This window comes from Duganella zoogloeoides (assembly GCF_034479515.1).
GTDB lineage: Bacteria > Pseudomonadota > Gammaproteobacteria > Burkholderiales > Burkholderiaceae_D > Rugamonas > Rugamonas zoogloeoides.
The window spans coordinates 3,714,036-3,729,709 of record NZ_CP140152.1 but is presented as its reverse complement, the minus strand read 5'-3'; the positions used below and the strand labels follow the sequence as shown (position 1 = coordinate 3,729,709).

Here is a 15,674-nt window from a genome sequence, read left to right as displayed (position 1 = left end):
CATGAACATCACCAAAGTGCATTTCGACCGTAACGCCGGCCAGCACCACGCGGCGCATGAAGAGCGCGGCGTTTCGCGGCGCGACGTGCTGGGCGCGCTGCTGGCAGCCACCACGCTCGCTGCCGTGTGGACCGCGCCGGCGGCGGCGCAAGCCCTGAAAGCCGCTGGCGCACCCGCCGCCGCCAGCACCGCCCAGCCCTTGACCGCCACCGAGCTGGCCACGCTCACGGCGGCCGCCGAAACGATCATCCCCGCCACCGACACCCCGGGTGCGACCGAGGCCGGCGTGCCGCAGTTCGTCGCCACCATGGTGGCCAACTGGATGACGGCCGACGAGGCGGCATTCTTCCGCAAGGGATTGGCGGACCTCGACGCCGGCGCGCAGCAGCGCCACGGCCGCGCCTTTGCCGCGTGCAGCGCGGAGCAGGGCGCCGACGTGCTGCAAGCGCTGCGCGCCGCCAGTCCGTATGGCGGGCGCACCTTCTCGCTGACCGACCGCATCCTCGATCCCAAATCGCCGTTCTACCTGCGCCTGCGCGACCTCGTGGTGCTCGGCTACTTCACGTCCGAAGTGGGCAGCAACCGCGAACTGCGCTACATGCCGGTGCCCGGCAAGTTCGAATCGAATGTGGACATCAAGACCTGGCCGTACCAGGTCGTCATCTGAAAGCACGGGACCGCACATGAACCAGAAACAGCAGAACACGCAATTCGACGCCATCGTCATCGGCTCCGGCATCACCGGCGGCTGGGCCGCCAAGGAACTGACCGAAAAGGGTTTGAAGGTGCTGATACTCGAACGCGGCAAGCCGCTCGAACATCAAACCGGCTACATCCACGAATTCACGCCGCCATGGCAGGCGCCCAACCAGGGCTTGCCCGAGCGCGAACTGTTTGCGCGCGAGTACCCGGTGCAGAGCAAGATCGAGCGCGGCGCTTTCAGCTGGGCCAACCGCCATTACTGGATCAACGACCGCGACAATCCGTACCAGGAAACCAAGCCATTCCGCTGGCACCGCACCGACGTGCTGGGCGGGCGTTCGCTGACCTGGGGCCGGCAGTCGTACCGCTGGGGCGACGACGACTTCAAGGCCAATGCGCGCGACGGCCATGGCAACGACTGGCCGATCCGCTACGCCGACCTGGAAAAGTGGTACACGCACGTGGAAAAATTCATCGGCGTGAGCGGCCAGCCCGAAGGGCTGGAGAGCTTCCCGGACGGGCACTACCTGCCGCCGATGGAAATGACGGCGCTGGAGCGCGCGCTCAAGCAGCGCATCGAGGCGAAATGGCAGGACCGCCGCGTGACCATCGGCCGCGTGGCCAATCTCACCGTGCCGCACGACGGCCGCGGGCCGTGCCAGAACCGCAATATCTGCAACCGGGGCTGCTCGTTCGGCGCGTATTTCAGTTCGCTCAGTTCCACCTTGCCGGCTGCGCAAAAGACCGGGCGCCTCACCATCCGCACCAACAGCGTGGTCGAAGCGATCGATGTCGATCCGCGCACGAAGCAGGCCACCGGCGTGCGCGTGATCGATGCGCAGAGCGGCGCGCGCACCACGTTCAAGGCCAAGGTAATTTTCCTGTGCGCGTCCACCTACGGCAGCCTGCAGGTGCTGCTGCAGTCGCGCAGCGCGGCGCACCCGAACGGCATCGGCAACCACAGCGACGTGCTGGGGCGCTACCTGGTCGATCACCATGGCGTGGCAGCATTCGGCGAGGTGCCGGGATTCGAAGACCGCAACTACAAGGGCCGCCGCGCCACCGGCATCCTGATCCCGCGCTTCCGTAACGTGGGCGGGCAGGATGCGGACGCCGATTTCACGCGCGGCTATGGCTTCCAGGGCGGCGCCATGCGCGACGACTGGACCAATACCGCTGCGCTCACCGACGATTTCGGCGCCGGGATGAAACACAATATCGCCCGTCCCGGCAAATGGGTGGCGTTCCTGGGCGCGTTCGGCGAGCAGCTGCCGCAGGCGCACAACCGCGTCACGCTCGACGAGAGCAACAAGGGCGGCTTCGGCCTGCCGCAGCTGCGCTTCGACGTCGCTTACGGTGACAACGAAAAGCGCATGGCGGTCGATGCCGGCAAGCAGGCGGAAGCCATGCTCAAGGCGGCGGGCGCCGCGCGCGTGCAGCTGGCGCCGGTGCGCAGCCTGCCCGGCACGTCAATCCACGAGATGGGCGGCGCGCGCATGGGCCACGACCCGGCCACCTCGGTGCTCAATGCCCACAACCAGGTGCACGGCGTGCGCAACCTGTTCGTCACCGACGGTTCGGCCATGGCGTCGAGCGGCACCGTCAATCCGTCGCTGACCTATATGGCGCTGACGGTGCGGGCGGTCCACTTCGCGGTGGCCGAGCTCAAAGCGGGGCGGCTCTAACAGCGACCTTTGGCTATAATCCGACCCATCATTCTTATCCGGACCACGACACCCATGCCGCCACTCAGTGCCCACGCCCGCGCGCCCAAACAGGGCCGCAGCCGGCTGTCTTTCGAGCGCATCATCGAAGGCACCATCGACCTGCTGCGCGAGCGCGCATACGACCAGATCACGCTGGCCGACATCTGCGAGCGCTCGGAAGTGTCCACCGGTTCTCTGTACGGACGGGTGGCGGGCAAGGACGAACTGCTGCGCGTGGTGCAGGTGCGCTTCCTCGAACGCCTGGCCGAACAATTCACCGACGAGGCGGCGCGCATCGAACGCGAGGCCACCGGGCTGGCGCAAGTGGTGCCGGCCGTGGTGCGAAGCCTGGGCAACCTGCTGCGCGAGAACGCCAGCGTGCTGCGCTCGTTCATGCTGCGCGGCCCCACCGATGCGGCCATCAACACGGCCGGCAAAAAGTCGGCCGACGAGAACCACGCCAAATTCATCCGCCTGCTCAAGGCATGCGCCAACGAGATCCGCCACCCGCAGCCGGACCGCGCCATCGACTCGGGCCTGCTGCTGGTTTATGCCACCCAGGCGCGTTTTCTGGGCCTGGACAGCTTTGGCGGCAAGGGCGAGGACGCCGACTGGCACGATCTGCTCGACGACCTCAGTGACATGATGTTGGCATTCCTGTTGTTTACGCCTCCCAAGCGCTGACCGGGCGTGGTGCGCGGCGTTCGCCGCGTGCCAGGTCGCGCATCCAGGGCATTCGCCTGAAACATAATCAACATTCTAATTCTAGAAAAGGAATCGGCATGAGTTCATCTATACCTGCACCTGCTCCGAAACTGCGCTGGGCCTATATGGACCACTGGCGCATCGACACCCCGCAAGGGCAGCTCTCGCAATACACGTCGGTCAAGCGCTTCGACGCCTTCCTCAAGCAGATCTCGGCCATCGGCTACGAGGCCATCGAGACGTTCGACTTCCACCTGGGACCGTTGCGCGAATTGTTCGGCTCACTGGAGAATGCCCGCTCCTTCATGCAGGAGCGCGGCATCGACAAGGTACTGAGCCTGTTCCACGCGGTGATGTACGACGAGCGCCAGAGCGCGCCGCACATCCGCAGCACCCACGACCATCTCTTCAACTACGCCCAGCACATCATGCGCTCGAGCCAGGGCCTGGGGGTGGAAAACTTCATCGTCATGCCGGCAGGCCTGTACTACGACGTGGAACCCGTTACCGACGACAAGCTCAAGGCCTGCGCCGAATTGTGGAACCGGGTGGGCAAGATGACGCTCGAATACGGCGTGAAAACCTGCTGCCACCACGAGTTCTTTTGCGGTATCCGCAGCGCCGAGGAGCTGCGCAAGTTCTACGAATACACCGACCCGCGCTATGTGTTCTTCTACTGCGACACCGCGCAGCACGTGATCGCCGGCGTCGATCCGGTGGACCTGTACCTGAAACTGCACGACCGCTGCGGCGGCTTCCACATGAAGGACACGCTCGACGTGGACCTGACCGGCGACTACCGCCGCAAGCCCGACGCCGAAGTGATGGCGCCCACCACGCCGCGCTGGTTCCACGAGATGGGCGTACCGGGCGGCCTGGTGGACTTCCCGGCCATGCTCAAGGCCATGAAGGAGTGCGGCTACGAAGGCTGGGTGGGCGTGGAGCACGACAAGGCCGATGTGGGAGGGGGCAACTACCCGGAAAGCACGGCGCTGTCGGCGTGGTACATCCAGCACGTCCTGAAAAAAATCTACGCCTGAATTTACCGCTAAGCGAGGAACAACATGACACAACAGATCAAATGGGGCTACGCCGTCAACCAGTGGAAAGCCGGCTTCACCAGCTTCGCGCGCCTGGAAGAAATCGAACGCGCACTGAAGGTGACCGCCGCCTGCGGCTTCTCGGCCGTGGAACTCAATGCCGGCAGCGGCCGCTGGGACCCGATCGGGCGCCCGGAAAACATCGACATCAACTTCGGCTCGCCCGAGCACTTCCGCCTCAAGCTGCGCGACTGGGGCATCACGCGCGTGGTCAGCACGTTCTTCGATTCGACCCTGATGAGCTTTGAGGAGCTGCACTTCGGCCTGTCGAGCACCCAGCCCGCCGACCATGCGCGCATCGTCGCGCAGGCGAAAATCCACGCCACCATGCTGGCGCAACTGGGCGGCGAATTGCTGGTGGTGCGGCCGTTCCCGTCGTTCTGGAAGGAGGGCGCCTTGAACGCCGAGCGAATGGCGGCAGCGGCCGAGTGCTGGAACCAGGTCGGCGCCATGGCGGCGGCACTGGGGCTGAAAACCGTGCTGCACATCGACGCGCTGTCGGCACTGCGCACGGCCGACGAAATCGAGCAGCTGCTGGCGCTGTGCGATGCGGCCACCGTGGGACTGGCGTTCGACACGGCGGAACTGACCATCGCCGGCCACGACGTGGTGGCGCTGTACCGCCGCTTCCACCTACGGGTGCTGCACTTCCACTTCAAGGATGCGCTGGCGATCGACACGCTGGGCGAGTACCAGTTGCCCAACGCCGAGCGGGCGCTGATCGCGGCCGGCGGCGAACGCGAAATCCCGCGCTGGTTCGGCGAGATGGGTACCGGTCTGGTGGACTTCCCGGCGCTGCTGGCGGCGATGGGCGAACTCGGTTACGCCGGCTGGATCATCGTCGAAAGCGACAAGGGGCCGGAGCCGATCGCCACCGGCATGATGCTCAACAGCTGGTACAAGCAGAACGTACTGGATCGCCACGTGCGCTAAGCGCAGAAAGGACGCACCGTGAATCCGATCCAGACCGGAGGCCCCGCAGGCGCCTCCATTGCCACCGATCCGGCCCTCACCGGCGCACCGCGCGCGCGCCCGGGCGGCGCCGCGCAAGGTATCGCGCTGATGGCCGTCATGAGCATGCCCACCCTGGCGCTGGCCGCGCTGGTGCCGGGCCTGCCGCAGCTGTTCCGGCAGTTCTCGTCGGTGCCGCATTTCGAACTGCTGGTGCCGATGATTATCACGGTGCCATCCCTGTGCGTGGCGCTGTTCTCGGGCTTTGCCGGCGCGATTGCCGACCGCTGGGGGCGGCGCAAGCTGCTGCTGGTGGCGTTGATGGCGTTTTCGCTATTGGGCCTGGCCCCCATGTTGTTCGACAACCTGTGGCTGATCGTCGCCAGCCGGGTGGTGGTGGGCCTGGCCGAAGCGGCCATCCTCACCGTGGGCAATGCGCTGATGGGCGACTACTTCGAGGGCGGGCAGCGGCAGAAGTGGCTCGGCTACCAGAACATGTTCGCTCCCTTGATCGGTTCGGCCATCCTGCTGTCGGGCGGCTTTTTGGCCGGCATGCACTGGCGCTATCCGTTCCTGCTGTACCTGGCCGGCTTCGTGGTGTGCGCGCTGGCGCTGGCGTTTTGCCGCGAGCCGCAGCGCTCCACCGCCGATACCCGGGCGGCAGCGGGCGTGGCGGCCACGCCGTTCCCGTGGCGCGCCACCGTGCTGGTGTGCGGCGTGACGGTGCTGTTCTCGCTGGTGTTCTTCGTGCAGGCGGTGCAGCACGGCCGCATCTTCAACGACATGGGCGTGGCGTCGCCGGAGCGTATCAGCGTGCTGGCCACGGTGGCCAGCCTCGGCACGGTGCTGGGTGGTTACCTGTTCAAGCGCCTGACCGGGGTGTCGGTGCGCATGCTGCTGGCTACCTGCCTGGCGTTTTATGGCGTCAGCTATATCGGCGTGGCGCTGGCGCCCAACCTGGCGCTCGGGTTGCCGCTCGACGCGCTGGGACAGGTCGGTGGCGGCTTGCTGCTGCCGTCACTGGTGACGTGGGCGCTGCTGCATTACGGTTTCGAGCATCGCGGGCGCGGCATGGGCCTGTGGGGCGGCGCCTTTTTCCTCGGGCAGTTTCTCAGCCCGCCGCTGGTCTCGCTGATCGGTGTGTTCACCCCCAGTTTCCTGGCCAGCGTGGCAGTGATCGGCGTCCTGTGCCTGATCGTTGCCGTCGTCCTGGTCTTCAACCATACCAAGGATCATTGAGATGAAATTTGCAGCTTGTATCGAATGGATGTTCACGGAAGCCGGCGACGACCTGCCGGCCCGCATCCACGCCGCCCACAAAGCCGGCGTCACCGGCGTCGAATTCCACCTGTGGCGCGAAAAGCCGATCGAAGCCATCGCCCGCGCCGCCGACGCCACCGGCGTGCGCGTGCGCAGCTTCTGCGTGGAGCCGCGCCGCAGCCTGGCCGATCCTGCCGACCACGAACAGGTGCTCGCAGCCGTGGCCGACGCGATTCCGGTCGCGCGTCAATTGAACGGCGCCGCCATGGTGCTGGCCTCCGGCTTTACCCGCGCCGACGTGCCGGTGCAGCAGCAGTTCGACGCCGTGGTGGCGGTGCTCAAGCGCGCCGCAGCCATGGCGCAGGCGGCGGGCACGATGCTGTGGCTCGAGCCGGTGTACATGGTGGTGGGCGGCCAGCGCATGTTCGTCGATACCATCGGCCGTGGCCTCGATATCGTCGCTGCCGTGGATAGCCCGGCGTTGCGCCTGCTGGCGGACGTATTTCACTCGGCGCAAACGGGCGAAGACCTGGAACAGGCCATTGGCGAGCGCATGCCGTACATCGGCCACGTCCAGGTGGCCGACACCGATGGCCGCCACGAGCCGGGTACGGGCGGTATCGACTGGGCCAGTGTCATGCGGGTGCTGAAGGCGAAGGGGTACCAGGGCGAGATCGGCCTTGAATACTTCCCGACCGTGGGCGCCGGGGAATCGCTGGCATTGACCAGGCGTACTTTGGGGCTGGCGGCATGACGTCCGGACGACTCGGTTCACCAATGCGCCGGCGCGTGCTTGGCGCGGTGGGAGCGCTGGCGGCTGTGGCTGCTTCCACGGCGGCGGTCAGCGCCCCGGCCATGGGTCAGGCGCAGGCACGGATGCCGGTGATGGCAGCGTCGGGTACGCCGCGCAGGCGGCTGCGGCAGGGCATTACGCCGCACCTGTTCGGCGCCACCATGGACGAGACCTGCCGCATGGCGGCCGCGCTGGGCATCGAGGGACTCGACTTCGCCAGCGACCCGGCCGACTGGCCGTTGATACGCCAGCACGGCTTGATGGTGTCGCTGCTGCGCGTCGATTACGGCGGCGGCATCTCACGCCCCGGCCGTGCGCCGGCCGGCCCGACCGGCTGGAACGCCATCGGCACGCCTGACCGCGACGGCGGTTTCGAAGCAGCGCTGCGCGAACGCATCGACGCGGCGGCCGCCAACGGCATCCCGAGCATCATCGTCACCTGCGGCGAACGCGGTGCCATCGGCTACGACGAGGGCAAGCGCAATGCGATTGGCTTCCTGCGCCGCGTGGCGCCGCACGCCGAAGCGCGCAAGGTGCTGCTGGTGATGGAGAACATCAACACCGGCCACACCGGCGGCCCGCCCGCGCCGCCGGGCAGCATGTTCGACCACCTGCCGTGGGGGCTGGACGTGGTAACGCAGGTGGGCTCGCCGTCAGTGAAGCTGCTGGTGGACCTGTACCACGCCCAACTCATGGACGGCAACCTCACCAACTTCCTGCGCCAGCACATGCCGCTGATCGGCCACTTCCACACCGGCGGTGTGCCGGGCCGGCACGAGATCGACGAGACCCAGGAGCTGAATTACCGGCACCTGGCGACGACGATCGCCGATGCGGGATTTACCGGTTTCGTGAGCCATGAGTGGACGCCGTCGGCGGGGCAGGACAAGGTGGCAATGTTGCGCAAGTGCGTGGATATTATTGACGTGTAGCGGATTCACAGTGGCAGGCTGGTGCAGCTGCGCACGATGCGCATCCGCAATATCCTTGTCTTTAGAGTAACAAAGCCTTACACTGGACCTGTAAGGCCATCCGTTCTCGTTCAACATCTCCAACGAACCTCTATGCAAGCACTACTCAGGATCTCGATATTCCTCATTGTCGTTTCGGGCCTGTCGCCAGCGGCGATTGCACAGCCAGCCAATGCAGCCGCAACCGAGTTCGTTTTACGCCAAAACGTCGGCAGCAACTTGAAAACGCTGGGACTGGCGACGGCACGGAAAACCCAGACCTTCGCCATCCTTGTCAGCGGCATGGGAATGCTGGGAGCTGAAAGGCTGGTATCGAAAGAGCTGGACTATCATGCGCCGCAATTCCAGGGGCAATGGAACGACAACCTGGCCAAGGCTTATGCTCAAAACTTTACGTCCGAAGAGCTGAATTCACTTGCATCGGAAGGGCGCAATTCCAGGTATTTTGGCAAGTTAAGCGAAAAGCAGGCAGTCGTGGGCGACAGCATGCAGCGCATGAGTGCACCTGTTTTAACCGCATATGTTTCCGCAGCGCTGAACAGTGCACTTTCCAGGATGCCCGCCAAATAAAAGGGAAAATAAGCAAGTCCACAGGAGCGTTCTTGAGCATGTCTTCGGTCACCCCGGTTCTGGTAAAGCCGGGGTTGACCGCGTTGACGGGTACCCCGTCCTTGGCCACATCGCGGCCTTTTTCTGCATTAGCAGGCAATTTTGAACATGCTATGCTGTGTCGAACGGTGCACCCAATTCCCCTTCCACCTTGCCCAGGGATCCGCCATGAAAAACCAGATCATCCTCAACCTGCCGGTGCAAGACCTGGCCCGGTCCAAAGCGTTCTTCGCTGCGCTCGGTTTTATCTTCAGTGACCGTTTCAGCGGCGAAAACGCGGTGTTCATGAACATCGTCGGTGACACCATCCAGGCCATGCTGACGACCGAGCCATTTTTTGAATCGTTGATCGGCAAGCCGGTCGCACAGGCGAAGCAGGCTAACGAAGTCGTGATCTGCCTGAGCTGCGACAGCCGCGAAGAAGTCGATACCCTGATCGCCAAAGCCGTTGCCGCCGGCGGCCGCACGCCGCACCCGCCGGAAGACCATGGCTTCATGTACGACCAGGGTTTCGAGGACCTCGATGGCCATTTGTGGAACCTGGTGTGGGTGGCGGAGGAAGCCTGAACCGATGCTCCGTTATCGGGCCGGCATCGGCATCACCGTCGCCAGCCGCAGCGTTCCGATCACCGCCACCACCAGCAGCCCCAAAAACAGCGGCAGCACTTGCAAGTACGCACCGGCATAACGCAGCGCGTCGGCAGTGTCCATTTGCACGCCGTGGAAGAACAGCAGCCCGCCCAGCGCCACGCCGAAAGCGGCGGCAATCTGCTGCACGGCGGTGAACATGCCGGCGGCCACGCCCGCTTCCGACATCGGCACATCCTGCAGCGTGGCGTTCGAGAGCTGCGGACCGCACAAGCCCATCCCCAGTCCCATGCCCAGCTGCGCCAGCGCCAAAGGCCAGTGCAGCAGCACGCCGCCGTGCACCGACCACGCGGCCAGGCACAGGCTGGCGGCGGTGACGGACACGCCGACCAGCATCACGCGCACGCCCAGCAGGCGGTGCAGGCGCGGGCCGATCAGGGTGATGCCGCCCATTGCGCCCACGGCAATCGGCGCGCACGCATACGCCATCTGCGAGGCGCTCAAGCCGATACCCGTTTGCAGCACGAACGTCATCACCAAGAGGTAGCCGGGCAGCACCGGGTTGATGCACAGGGTGCACAGCAGGCCCAGGTTTACCTTGCGCAGCTTGAACAGGTCCAGCGGCACCAGCGCATCGCCGCGCGCGGCCTGGCGCCAGCGCAGGTATTTCACGGTGGCCCAGGCCAGCGGCAGCGCGGCCGCCAGCAGCACCATCAGGCCCACCGGCCAGCCGCGCGACGGGCCTTCGATCAGCGGTGCGAGCACCGCGAACAGCACGGCCACCGTCAATGCCGCGCCGGTCAGGTCCACCGGCGCGGCATTGACGCCGCGTCCCGCCGGCAGCAGCGCGATGCCGGCGGCAATGCTGAACAGGCCGATGGGCAGGTTGATCAGGAATGTCAGGCGCCAGCCCAGGCCGAACCAGTTGGCGTCGATCAGCAACCCGCCCACGATGGGACCCAGCGCGGCCGAAAAGCCGCCCAGGAAGCCGAAGATCGTGTACACCTTGTAGCGCTGGTCGGGCGGGTACATCACCTGCACCAGCGCCATCACCTGCGGCACCATCAGCGCCGCACTGACGCCCTGCGCCACGCGCGCCAGTTGCAGCGACAGCGCATCGGGCGCCAGCCCGCACGCCATCGAGGTAATGGTGAACAGCACGATCCCGATCAGGAACATGCGGCGGTAGCCGAAGCTGTCGCCCAGGCGGCCGCCCACGATCAGCAGCACCGCGAACGCGGTGGCATAGCCGGCGATGATCCATTCCAGCGCGGCCTTGTCGGCGCCCAGTGTTTCGCCGATCGAGGGGATGGCGACGTTGATGATGGTGGTGTCCAGCAGGTCCATCACGAAGGCCAGCGCCACGGCGATCAGGGCCAGGGTGCGGCGGCGCGGCGAAAACGAGGCGGCGGCAGCAAAAGCGCTGCCCTCCGAACCTTTGACGGCAGGATGCATAGGTGATTCCCGAATTGTAAAGTTGATTAGACGAGCGTGGCGGCGTTGATGATCTTGTCGCGGATCCAGGCGATGGCCGGATCGTTGGTGCGGTGCTTATGCCATTGCAGCATCTGCACCAGGCGCGGAATGCGCGGCGGCGGTTCCCACAGCTTGACCGGCAGGCTCTCTCGCGCGCGCTCGGCGAGACGGCGATGGACGGTGGCGATGCGGTCGGTGCCGACCACCAGTGCGGGCAGGGCGCTCATGCTCGGCACCGTCACCTCCACCCGGCGCTTTACGTCGAAGCTTTCCATGAACCAGCCGTCGAACGTGGCCAGCGGGTTGGTGTGGGTGTTGATGAAGGTGGCGATCACGTGGCCGCAGGCCAGGTAGTCGTCAAAGGTGAGGCGGTCGCGCACGCGCGTGTTGCCCTCCCAGGTCACGCACAGGTAGTCTTCCTCGAACAGCGCGGCCGACGGGTGTTCCTTGGCCAGGTACTGCGACGGGATCACCAGGAAGTCGGCTTCGCCCTGTTCCAGCACCTCGGCGGGGCGGTCGGTCTGGTCGCGCAGGCGGATGCGCATGCCGGGCGCTTCGCGGTACAGCGCTTCGAGCAGCGGCGGGATCAGCACCGCCGTGGTGTAGTCGGATACCAGCAGGGTAAAGGTGCGGGTCTCGGTGGCGGGATCGAACAGCGGCTGGGCGGCGATGGTGGTGTCGATGCGCATGAGGATTTCGCGCACCGGCTCCACCAGCTCCTTGGCGCGCGGCGTCAGGATCAGCTGCCGCCCGGACGGCACCAGCAGCTCGTCGTTGAAGTAGGCGCGCAGGCGCGCCAGTGCGCTGCTGGTGGCCGGCTGGCTGAGGAAAATCTTTTCCGCCGCGCGGCTGATATTGCGCTCGGCCAGCAGCGCGTTGAGCGCCACCAGCAGGTTCAGGTCGAGTTTATTGAAACGCATGGGGTCTCCGCGAGGTCAGGCCGAGGCGCGCACGATCAGCGCGTGTTGCAGGATCAGCGATTCGGCCGGTTCGCCGGCCAGGCGCTTGAGCAGCAGTTCGGCCGCCGCCGCGCCGAGTTCGCGCACCGGCTGGGCGATGGTGGTAAGCGCCGGTTCGAACACCTGCGCCACCGGGATATCGTCGAAGCCCATCACCGCCACGTCCTCGGGCACGCGCCGGCCCACGCGGCGGAAGGCCTTGATGGCGCCGATGGCCAGCGTGTCGGCCACCGCGAAGACGGCGGTGGGCGGCGCTTCGAGCGCCAGCAGCGCGCCAGCCGCTTCCATGCCGTGCACGTAGTCGGTGCCGCGGGCGATGCGCACCAGTTGCGGCTCCACCGGCAGGTTGGCGCGGCGCAGCGCGTATTCGTAGCCGTCGTGGCGCTGGCGCGCCCACATATAGTCTTCGCTGGCGCTCAGCAGCGCAATGCGCTGGTGGCCACGGTTGATCAGGTACTGCACCGCGTCGATGGCGGCTTGCCGGTGGTCGATGCTCACGCTGGGTACCTCGCTGTCGCCCACGTGTTCGGAGCAGGCCACCCACGGCAGGTCGGGAATCTCCCCGAGCAGCGGCTTGAGGTCGGCGTAGCGCGCCAGGCTGATCACGCCGTCGGCCAGCTTGTTGTACAGCGAATCGAGTTCCGCACTGTGGCGCGACAGTGTCTGCGAGGCCTCGGCGATCACCAGGCCGTAGCCGCGCTGGCGCGTGACCGACTCCACGCCCTTGATGATTTCCGCGAAATACGGGTTGGCGAAGTCCGGCACCAGCACCAGCAGCAAACGAGTTTCGCCGCGCATCAGGCTGCGCGCCAGCGCATTGGTGCGGTAGCCCAGCGCCTCGACTGCCGCCTCCACCCGTGCCCGCGTGTCGGCGTTGACTGCCTTGGTGCCATTGAGTACCCGCGAGACGGTGGCGATCGACACGCCGGCCGCGCTGGCAACAGCCGAGATCGAGGCCAGCTTGGGGACGGGGAGTACTTTGGATTTGGCGGACATGGTATGCAAGGCAGGGAAAAGTTTTCCCAATATAGCGGAAAACGTGGCCCAGGTGGCGCTATCGAGCTATTGAAGATATGGATACGACATATCCACAGAATGCGTGCCTCCGTGGTGTTTTTTGATTGGGCGCATGCCGGGAAAGCGCTATCATCATTTCTGGCTTTCAAGGCCACCATAAAAAAAGGAGACAGGCAATGCGTAGTGAATTTCCCATGGAGGGCAGCGCCGTGCAGCCGGCGCGACGACAGGCGGACTGGCGCCAGGGCTGGATACTGGTGTTCTCCGGCTTCCTGCCGGTGATGGCGATCATCGCCCTGGCGCCCACCTTGCCCACGCTGCTCGCACACTTTTCGGACGTGCCCAATGCCAAGCTGATGGTGCCTCTGCTGATCACGGCGCCCAGCGCCTGTATCGCGCTGTTCGCCCCGGCCGCCGGCGCGATTGCGGACCGTTTCGGGCGCCGCCGGCTGTTGCTGTGGGCCATGGCGCTGTATGGCCTGGGCGGCCTGATGCCCTTCCTGATCGATAATTTCTGGGCCGTGGTGGCCGGGCGCGTGGTGATCGGCATCGGCGAAGCCGGCGTGCTCACGGTGGTCAACACGCTGCTGGCCGACTACTACGAAGAAAAGGACCGCCACCGCTGGCTGATGATACAGGGCGTGGTGGGCTCGATGCTGGGTACCGTTACCATCGCCTGTTCCGGCTTCCTGGCCGCGCAGGGCTGGCAGTACCCGTTCCTGGTGTACGCGGTGGCCATCCCGATCTTCCTCGCCAGCCTGGCTTACCTGTTCGAGCCTGAGCCGCGCAAGAAGCCGGTGACGTCCACCGGCGCGCCGGTCGCCGCCACGCCGTTCCCGTACCTGATCGGCCTGCTGGTCTGCGGCGTGACGGTCGTGCTGTCCACCATCTACTACGTCCAGGTGATCAACTTCTCGCTGCTGCTCAAGGAGCTGGGCGTGGTCGATCCCAAGTCGATCGGCTTGAGCATGGCCATTCCCAGCATCGGCGTGCCGCTCGGCGCGATCGTGTTCAAGTTCACCACGCGCTTCGGCGCCGGCGCGCAGATTTTCCTGGTGTTCGTGTGCTATGCCATCGGCTTGGGTGGCATCGGCATGGCGCCCGACTACAAGGTGGCGCTGGCTTTTGCCTTTGTCCAGCAGCTGGCCAACGGCATCATCGTGCCGGCATTGATCGCCTGGGCCCAGAGCAAATTCTCGTTCGAGCACCGCGGCCGTGGCATGGGCTGGTGGGCGAGCTCGTTCTTCGTGGCGCAGTTCCTGTCGCCGGCCGTGGTCAACGCCATGCGCGGCTGGACCGGCAACCTGCAGGGCGCGTTTGTCGCCTTCGGCATCATCGCCGCCGTGTGCGCACTGATCGCCTGCCTGCTGCGGCTGCGGCCACGCGTGCCTCCCGCTTCCAACGCAGCAGCATGACCTTCACTTTTCAGACTTCGAGGTTCACCATGACACCACAACACAACATCAAGCGCGGCGTATCGCTCTACAGCTACCAGTACGAGACCTTCCTGCGCAAGATGACGCTCGACGACTGCATCGCCCACGCCGCCAGCCTGGGCGCCAACGGCATCGAAGTCGTGAGCGAACAATCGTTCACCGGTTTTCCCAACGTGCCGCCCGAGCAGATCGCCGGCTGGTTCGCGTCGCTCGAGCGCCACGGCGCCTACGCCCAGTGCCACGACATGTTCCTGGACGTGAAGCTCTATAAAGACCGCAAGCTCAATCACGGGGAGATGGTGGCGTCGCTGCAGCGCGACCTGCGCTTTGCCAAGGCCATCGGCTGCCGCAACGTGCGCGTCATCGTCAACACGCCGCCCGAGGTGGTGGTGGCCTGCGTGCCGCTGGCCGAGGAGCTCGACGTGCGCATGGGCATCGAGGTGCATTCGCCGTTCCACTTCGACCACCCGTGGATCCTGCGCTACACCGAACTGACGCGCGCCACCGGCTCCAACCACGTGGGCTATGTGCCCGACATGGGCATGTACATCAAGAATTACCCGCCGGTGTTCCGCGACCGCTTCCTGCGCCTGGGCGCCACGCCCAAGGTGGTGGACTACATCCTCGAAGCACACCAGGCGCGGGTGCTGCCAGACTACGTGCTGATGGACGTGCGCAAGATGGGCGCCAACCCGGTGGACCTGCAAATGGCCGAATCGCTGCGCCACAATATCTGGAGCAATCCGCGCCGCCTGCTCGAGTTCATGCCGTGGATTTTCAACATCCACGCCAAGTTCTACGAGATCGACGACAGCGGCAAGGAACCATCGATTCCGTACGACGAAATCATCGCGGTGCTGATCGAAGGCGGCTACGACGGCCACCTGTCGAGCGAGTACGAAGGCCAGCGCCATATCGAGGATGCCTTCGAAGTCGATGGCCGCGAACAGGTACGCCGTCAGCAGGAAATGTTCAAGCGCCTGCTGGGCGAAGCTTAAACAAAACAGGAGACCGACCATGTACGATCAACACATCATTTATCCGGGCAGCGTCAAAAATACGGCCGACGGCTGGCAACTGGGCGCGCGCCTGCCGTACTATCGCGGCCAGATCCTCTCCGCCGTCGAAGACATCGCGCTGACCGTGGACGGCGTGAAGGTGCCGCGCGAGAACGTGCGTTTCACCGTGCGCGGCAAAACCCGCACCCTCGACGAAGTGGAAGCCACCTACGACGAGCGCTGGGAATTCGGCGAAGTGGCCGAGGTATCGGTGCTGCAGCCGGGCGGCCTGTCCGCCGGCGCGCACACGGTAACGGCGGCGGTGCAGCTGCGCATTTCGTACCTGCCGTGGAGCCCCGTCACCACCTGCACCATCGACACCACCATCACGGCGTGAGGAACA

Annotated in this window: 16 protein-coding genes; 13 read left to right on the top strand and 3 right to left on the bottom strand. The window is 65.5% G+C overall.

The genetic code is table 11. The annotated features are described in order from the left end of the window. Nucleotide 1: 1 nt before the first annotated feature. From SR858_RS16355 to SR858_RS16310, 10 genes are all read left to right on the top strand, one after another. Complete coding sequence (locus SR858_RS16355; protein WP_019920073.1) at nucleotides 2–667, top strand: gluconate 2-dehydrogenase subunit 3 family protein; 666 nt, start codon at nucleotides 2–4, stop codon at nucleotides 665–667. Nucleotides 668–683: 16 nt separating this feature from the next. After that, the gene (locus tag SR858_RS16350) at nucleotides 684–2,387 is read left to right on the top strand and encodes a GMC family oxidoreductase (RefSeq protein ID WP_019920072.1); all 1,704 of its coding nucleotides are present in this window, start codon (nucleotides 684–686) and stop codon (nucleotides 2,385–2,387) included. A 54-nt stretch (nucleotides 2,388–2,441) separates the two neighbouring features. After that, nucleotides 2,442–3,092: a TetR/AcrR family transcriptional regulator gene (locus tag SR858_RS16345; protein WP_019920071.1), complete on the top strand. Its 651-nt coding sequence runs from the start codon at nucleotides 2,442–2,444 to the stop codon at nucleotides 3,090–3,092. A gap of 98 nt (nucleotides 3,093–3,190) precedes the next feature. Further along, on the top strand, nucleotides 3,191–4,153 hold the full coding sequence (locus SR858_RS16340; protein ID WP_154819712.1) for a sugar phosphate isomerase/epimerase family protein: 963 nt from the start codon (nucleotides 3,191–3,193) through the stop codon (nucleotides 4,151–4,153). 24 nt (nucleotides 4,154–4,177) lie between these two features. Further along, the gene (locus tag SR858_RS16335; RefSeq protein ID WP_019920069.1) at nucleotides 4,178–5,146 is read left to right on the top strand and encodes a sugar phosphate isomerase/epimerase family protein; all 969 of its coding nucleotides are present in this window, start codon (nucleotides 4,178–4,180) and stop codon (nucleotides 5,144–5,146) included. 18 nt (nucleotides 5,147–5,164) lie between these two features. Then, nucleotides 5,165–6,403 carry an MFS transporter gene (locus tag SR858_RS16330; protein ID WP_019920068.1) on the top strand — a complete coding sequence of 413 codons (1,239 nt, stop codon included), beginning with the start codon at nucleotides 5,165–5,167 and terminating at the stop codon, nucleotides 6,401–6,403. A gap of 1 nt (nucleotide 6,404) precedes the next feature. Then, nucleotides 6,405–7,178, top strand: a complete 774-nt coding sequence (locus SR858_RS16325) for a TIM barrel protein (protein ID WP_026636950.1) — start codon at nucleotides 6,405–6,407, stop codon at nucleotides 7,176–7,178. Next, entirely contained in the window at nucleotides 7,175–8,149 is a 975-nt protein-coding gene (locus tag SR858_RS16320) for a TIM barrel protein (protein WP_084669781.1), read from the top strand. The genes SR858_RS16325 and SR858_RS16320 overlap by 4 nt, the downstream gene beginning before the upstream one ends. 132 nt (nucleotides 8,150–8,281) lie before the next feature. Beyond that, nucleotides 8,282–8,758 carry a hypothetical protein gene (locus SR858_RS16315; protein WP_019920065.1) on the top strand — a complete coding sequence of 159 codons (477 nt, stop codon included), beginning with the start codon at nucleotides 8,282–8,284 and terminating at the stop codon, nucleotides 8,756–8,758. Nucleotides 8,759–8,965: 207 nt separating this feature from the next. After that, nucleotides 8,966–9,364, top strand: coding sequence for a VOC family protein (locus SR858_RS16310; protein ID WP_019920064.1), 399 nt, complete (start codon nucleotides 8,966–8,968; stop codon nucleotides 9,362–9,364). A gap of 12 nt (nucleotides 9,365–9,376) precedes the next feature. Here the strand turns inward: SR858_RS16310 and SR858_RS16305 are convergent, their stop codons facing one another. From SR858_RS16305 to SR858_RS16295, 3 genes are read right to left on the bottom strand one after another with little or no spacing between them, the layout of a single operon-like run. Then, nucleotides 9,377–10,840 (bottom strand): MFS transporter, encoded by a 1,464-nt coding sequence (locus SR858_RS16305; protein ID WP_019920063.1) that lies wholly within the window; start codon nucleotides 10,838–10,840, stop codon nucleotides 9,377–9,379. Nucleotides 10,841–10,866: 26 nt separating this feature from the next. After that, nucleotides 10,867–11,781 carry a LysR family transcriptional regulator gene (locus SR858_RS16300; protein WP_019920062.1) on the bottom strand — a complete coding sequence of 305 codons (915 nt, stop codon included), beginning with the start codon at nucleotides 11,779–11,781 and terminating at the stop codon, nucleotides 10,867–10,869. A 15-nt stretch (nucleotides 11,782–11,796) separates the two neighbouring features. Next, on the bottom strand, nucleotides 11,797–12,816 hold the full coding sequence (locus SR858_RS16295; RefSeq protein ID WP_019920061.1) for a LacI family DNA-binding transcriptional regulator: 1,020 nt from the start codon (nucleotides 12,814–12,816) through the stop codon (nucleotides 11,797–11,799). Between the two features lie 197 nt (nucleotides 12,817–13,013). Here SR858_RS16295 and SR858_RS16290 point away from each other — a divergent pair, with 197 nt between their 5' ends. Genes SR858_RS16290 through SR858_RS16280 form a run of 3 tightly spaced genes read left to right on the top strand, consistent with a single transcriptional unit; the run spans nucleotide 13,014 to nucleotide 15,668 of the window. Continuing rightward, nucleotides 13,014–14,252 (top strand): MFS transporter, encoded by a 1,239-nt coding sequence (locus tag SR858_RS16290; RefSeq protein ID WP_084669780.1) that lies wholly within the window; start codon nucleotides 13,014–13,016, stop codon nucleotides 14,250–14,252. 29 nt (nucleotides 14,253–14,281) lie between these two features. Beyond that, complete coding sequence (locus SR858_RS16285; protein WP_019920059.1) at nucleotides 14,282–15,271, top strand: sugar phosphate isomerase/epimerase family protein; 990 nt, start codon at nucleotides 14,282–14,284, stop codon at nucleotides 15,269–15,271. 19 nt (nucleotides 15,272–15,290) lie between these two features. Beyond that, nucleotides 15,291–15,668, top strand: a complete 378-nt coding sequence (locus SR858_RS16280; RefSeq protein WP_019920058.1) for a C-glycoside deglycosidase beta subunit domain-containing protein — start codon at nucleotides 15,291–15,293, stop codon at nucleotides 15,666–15,668. The last annotated feature ends 6 nt before the right edge of the window (nucleotides 15,669–15,674 follow it).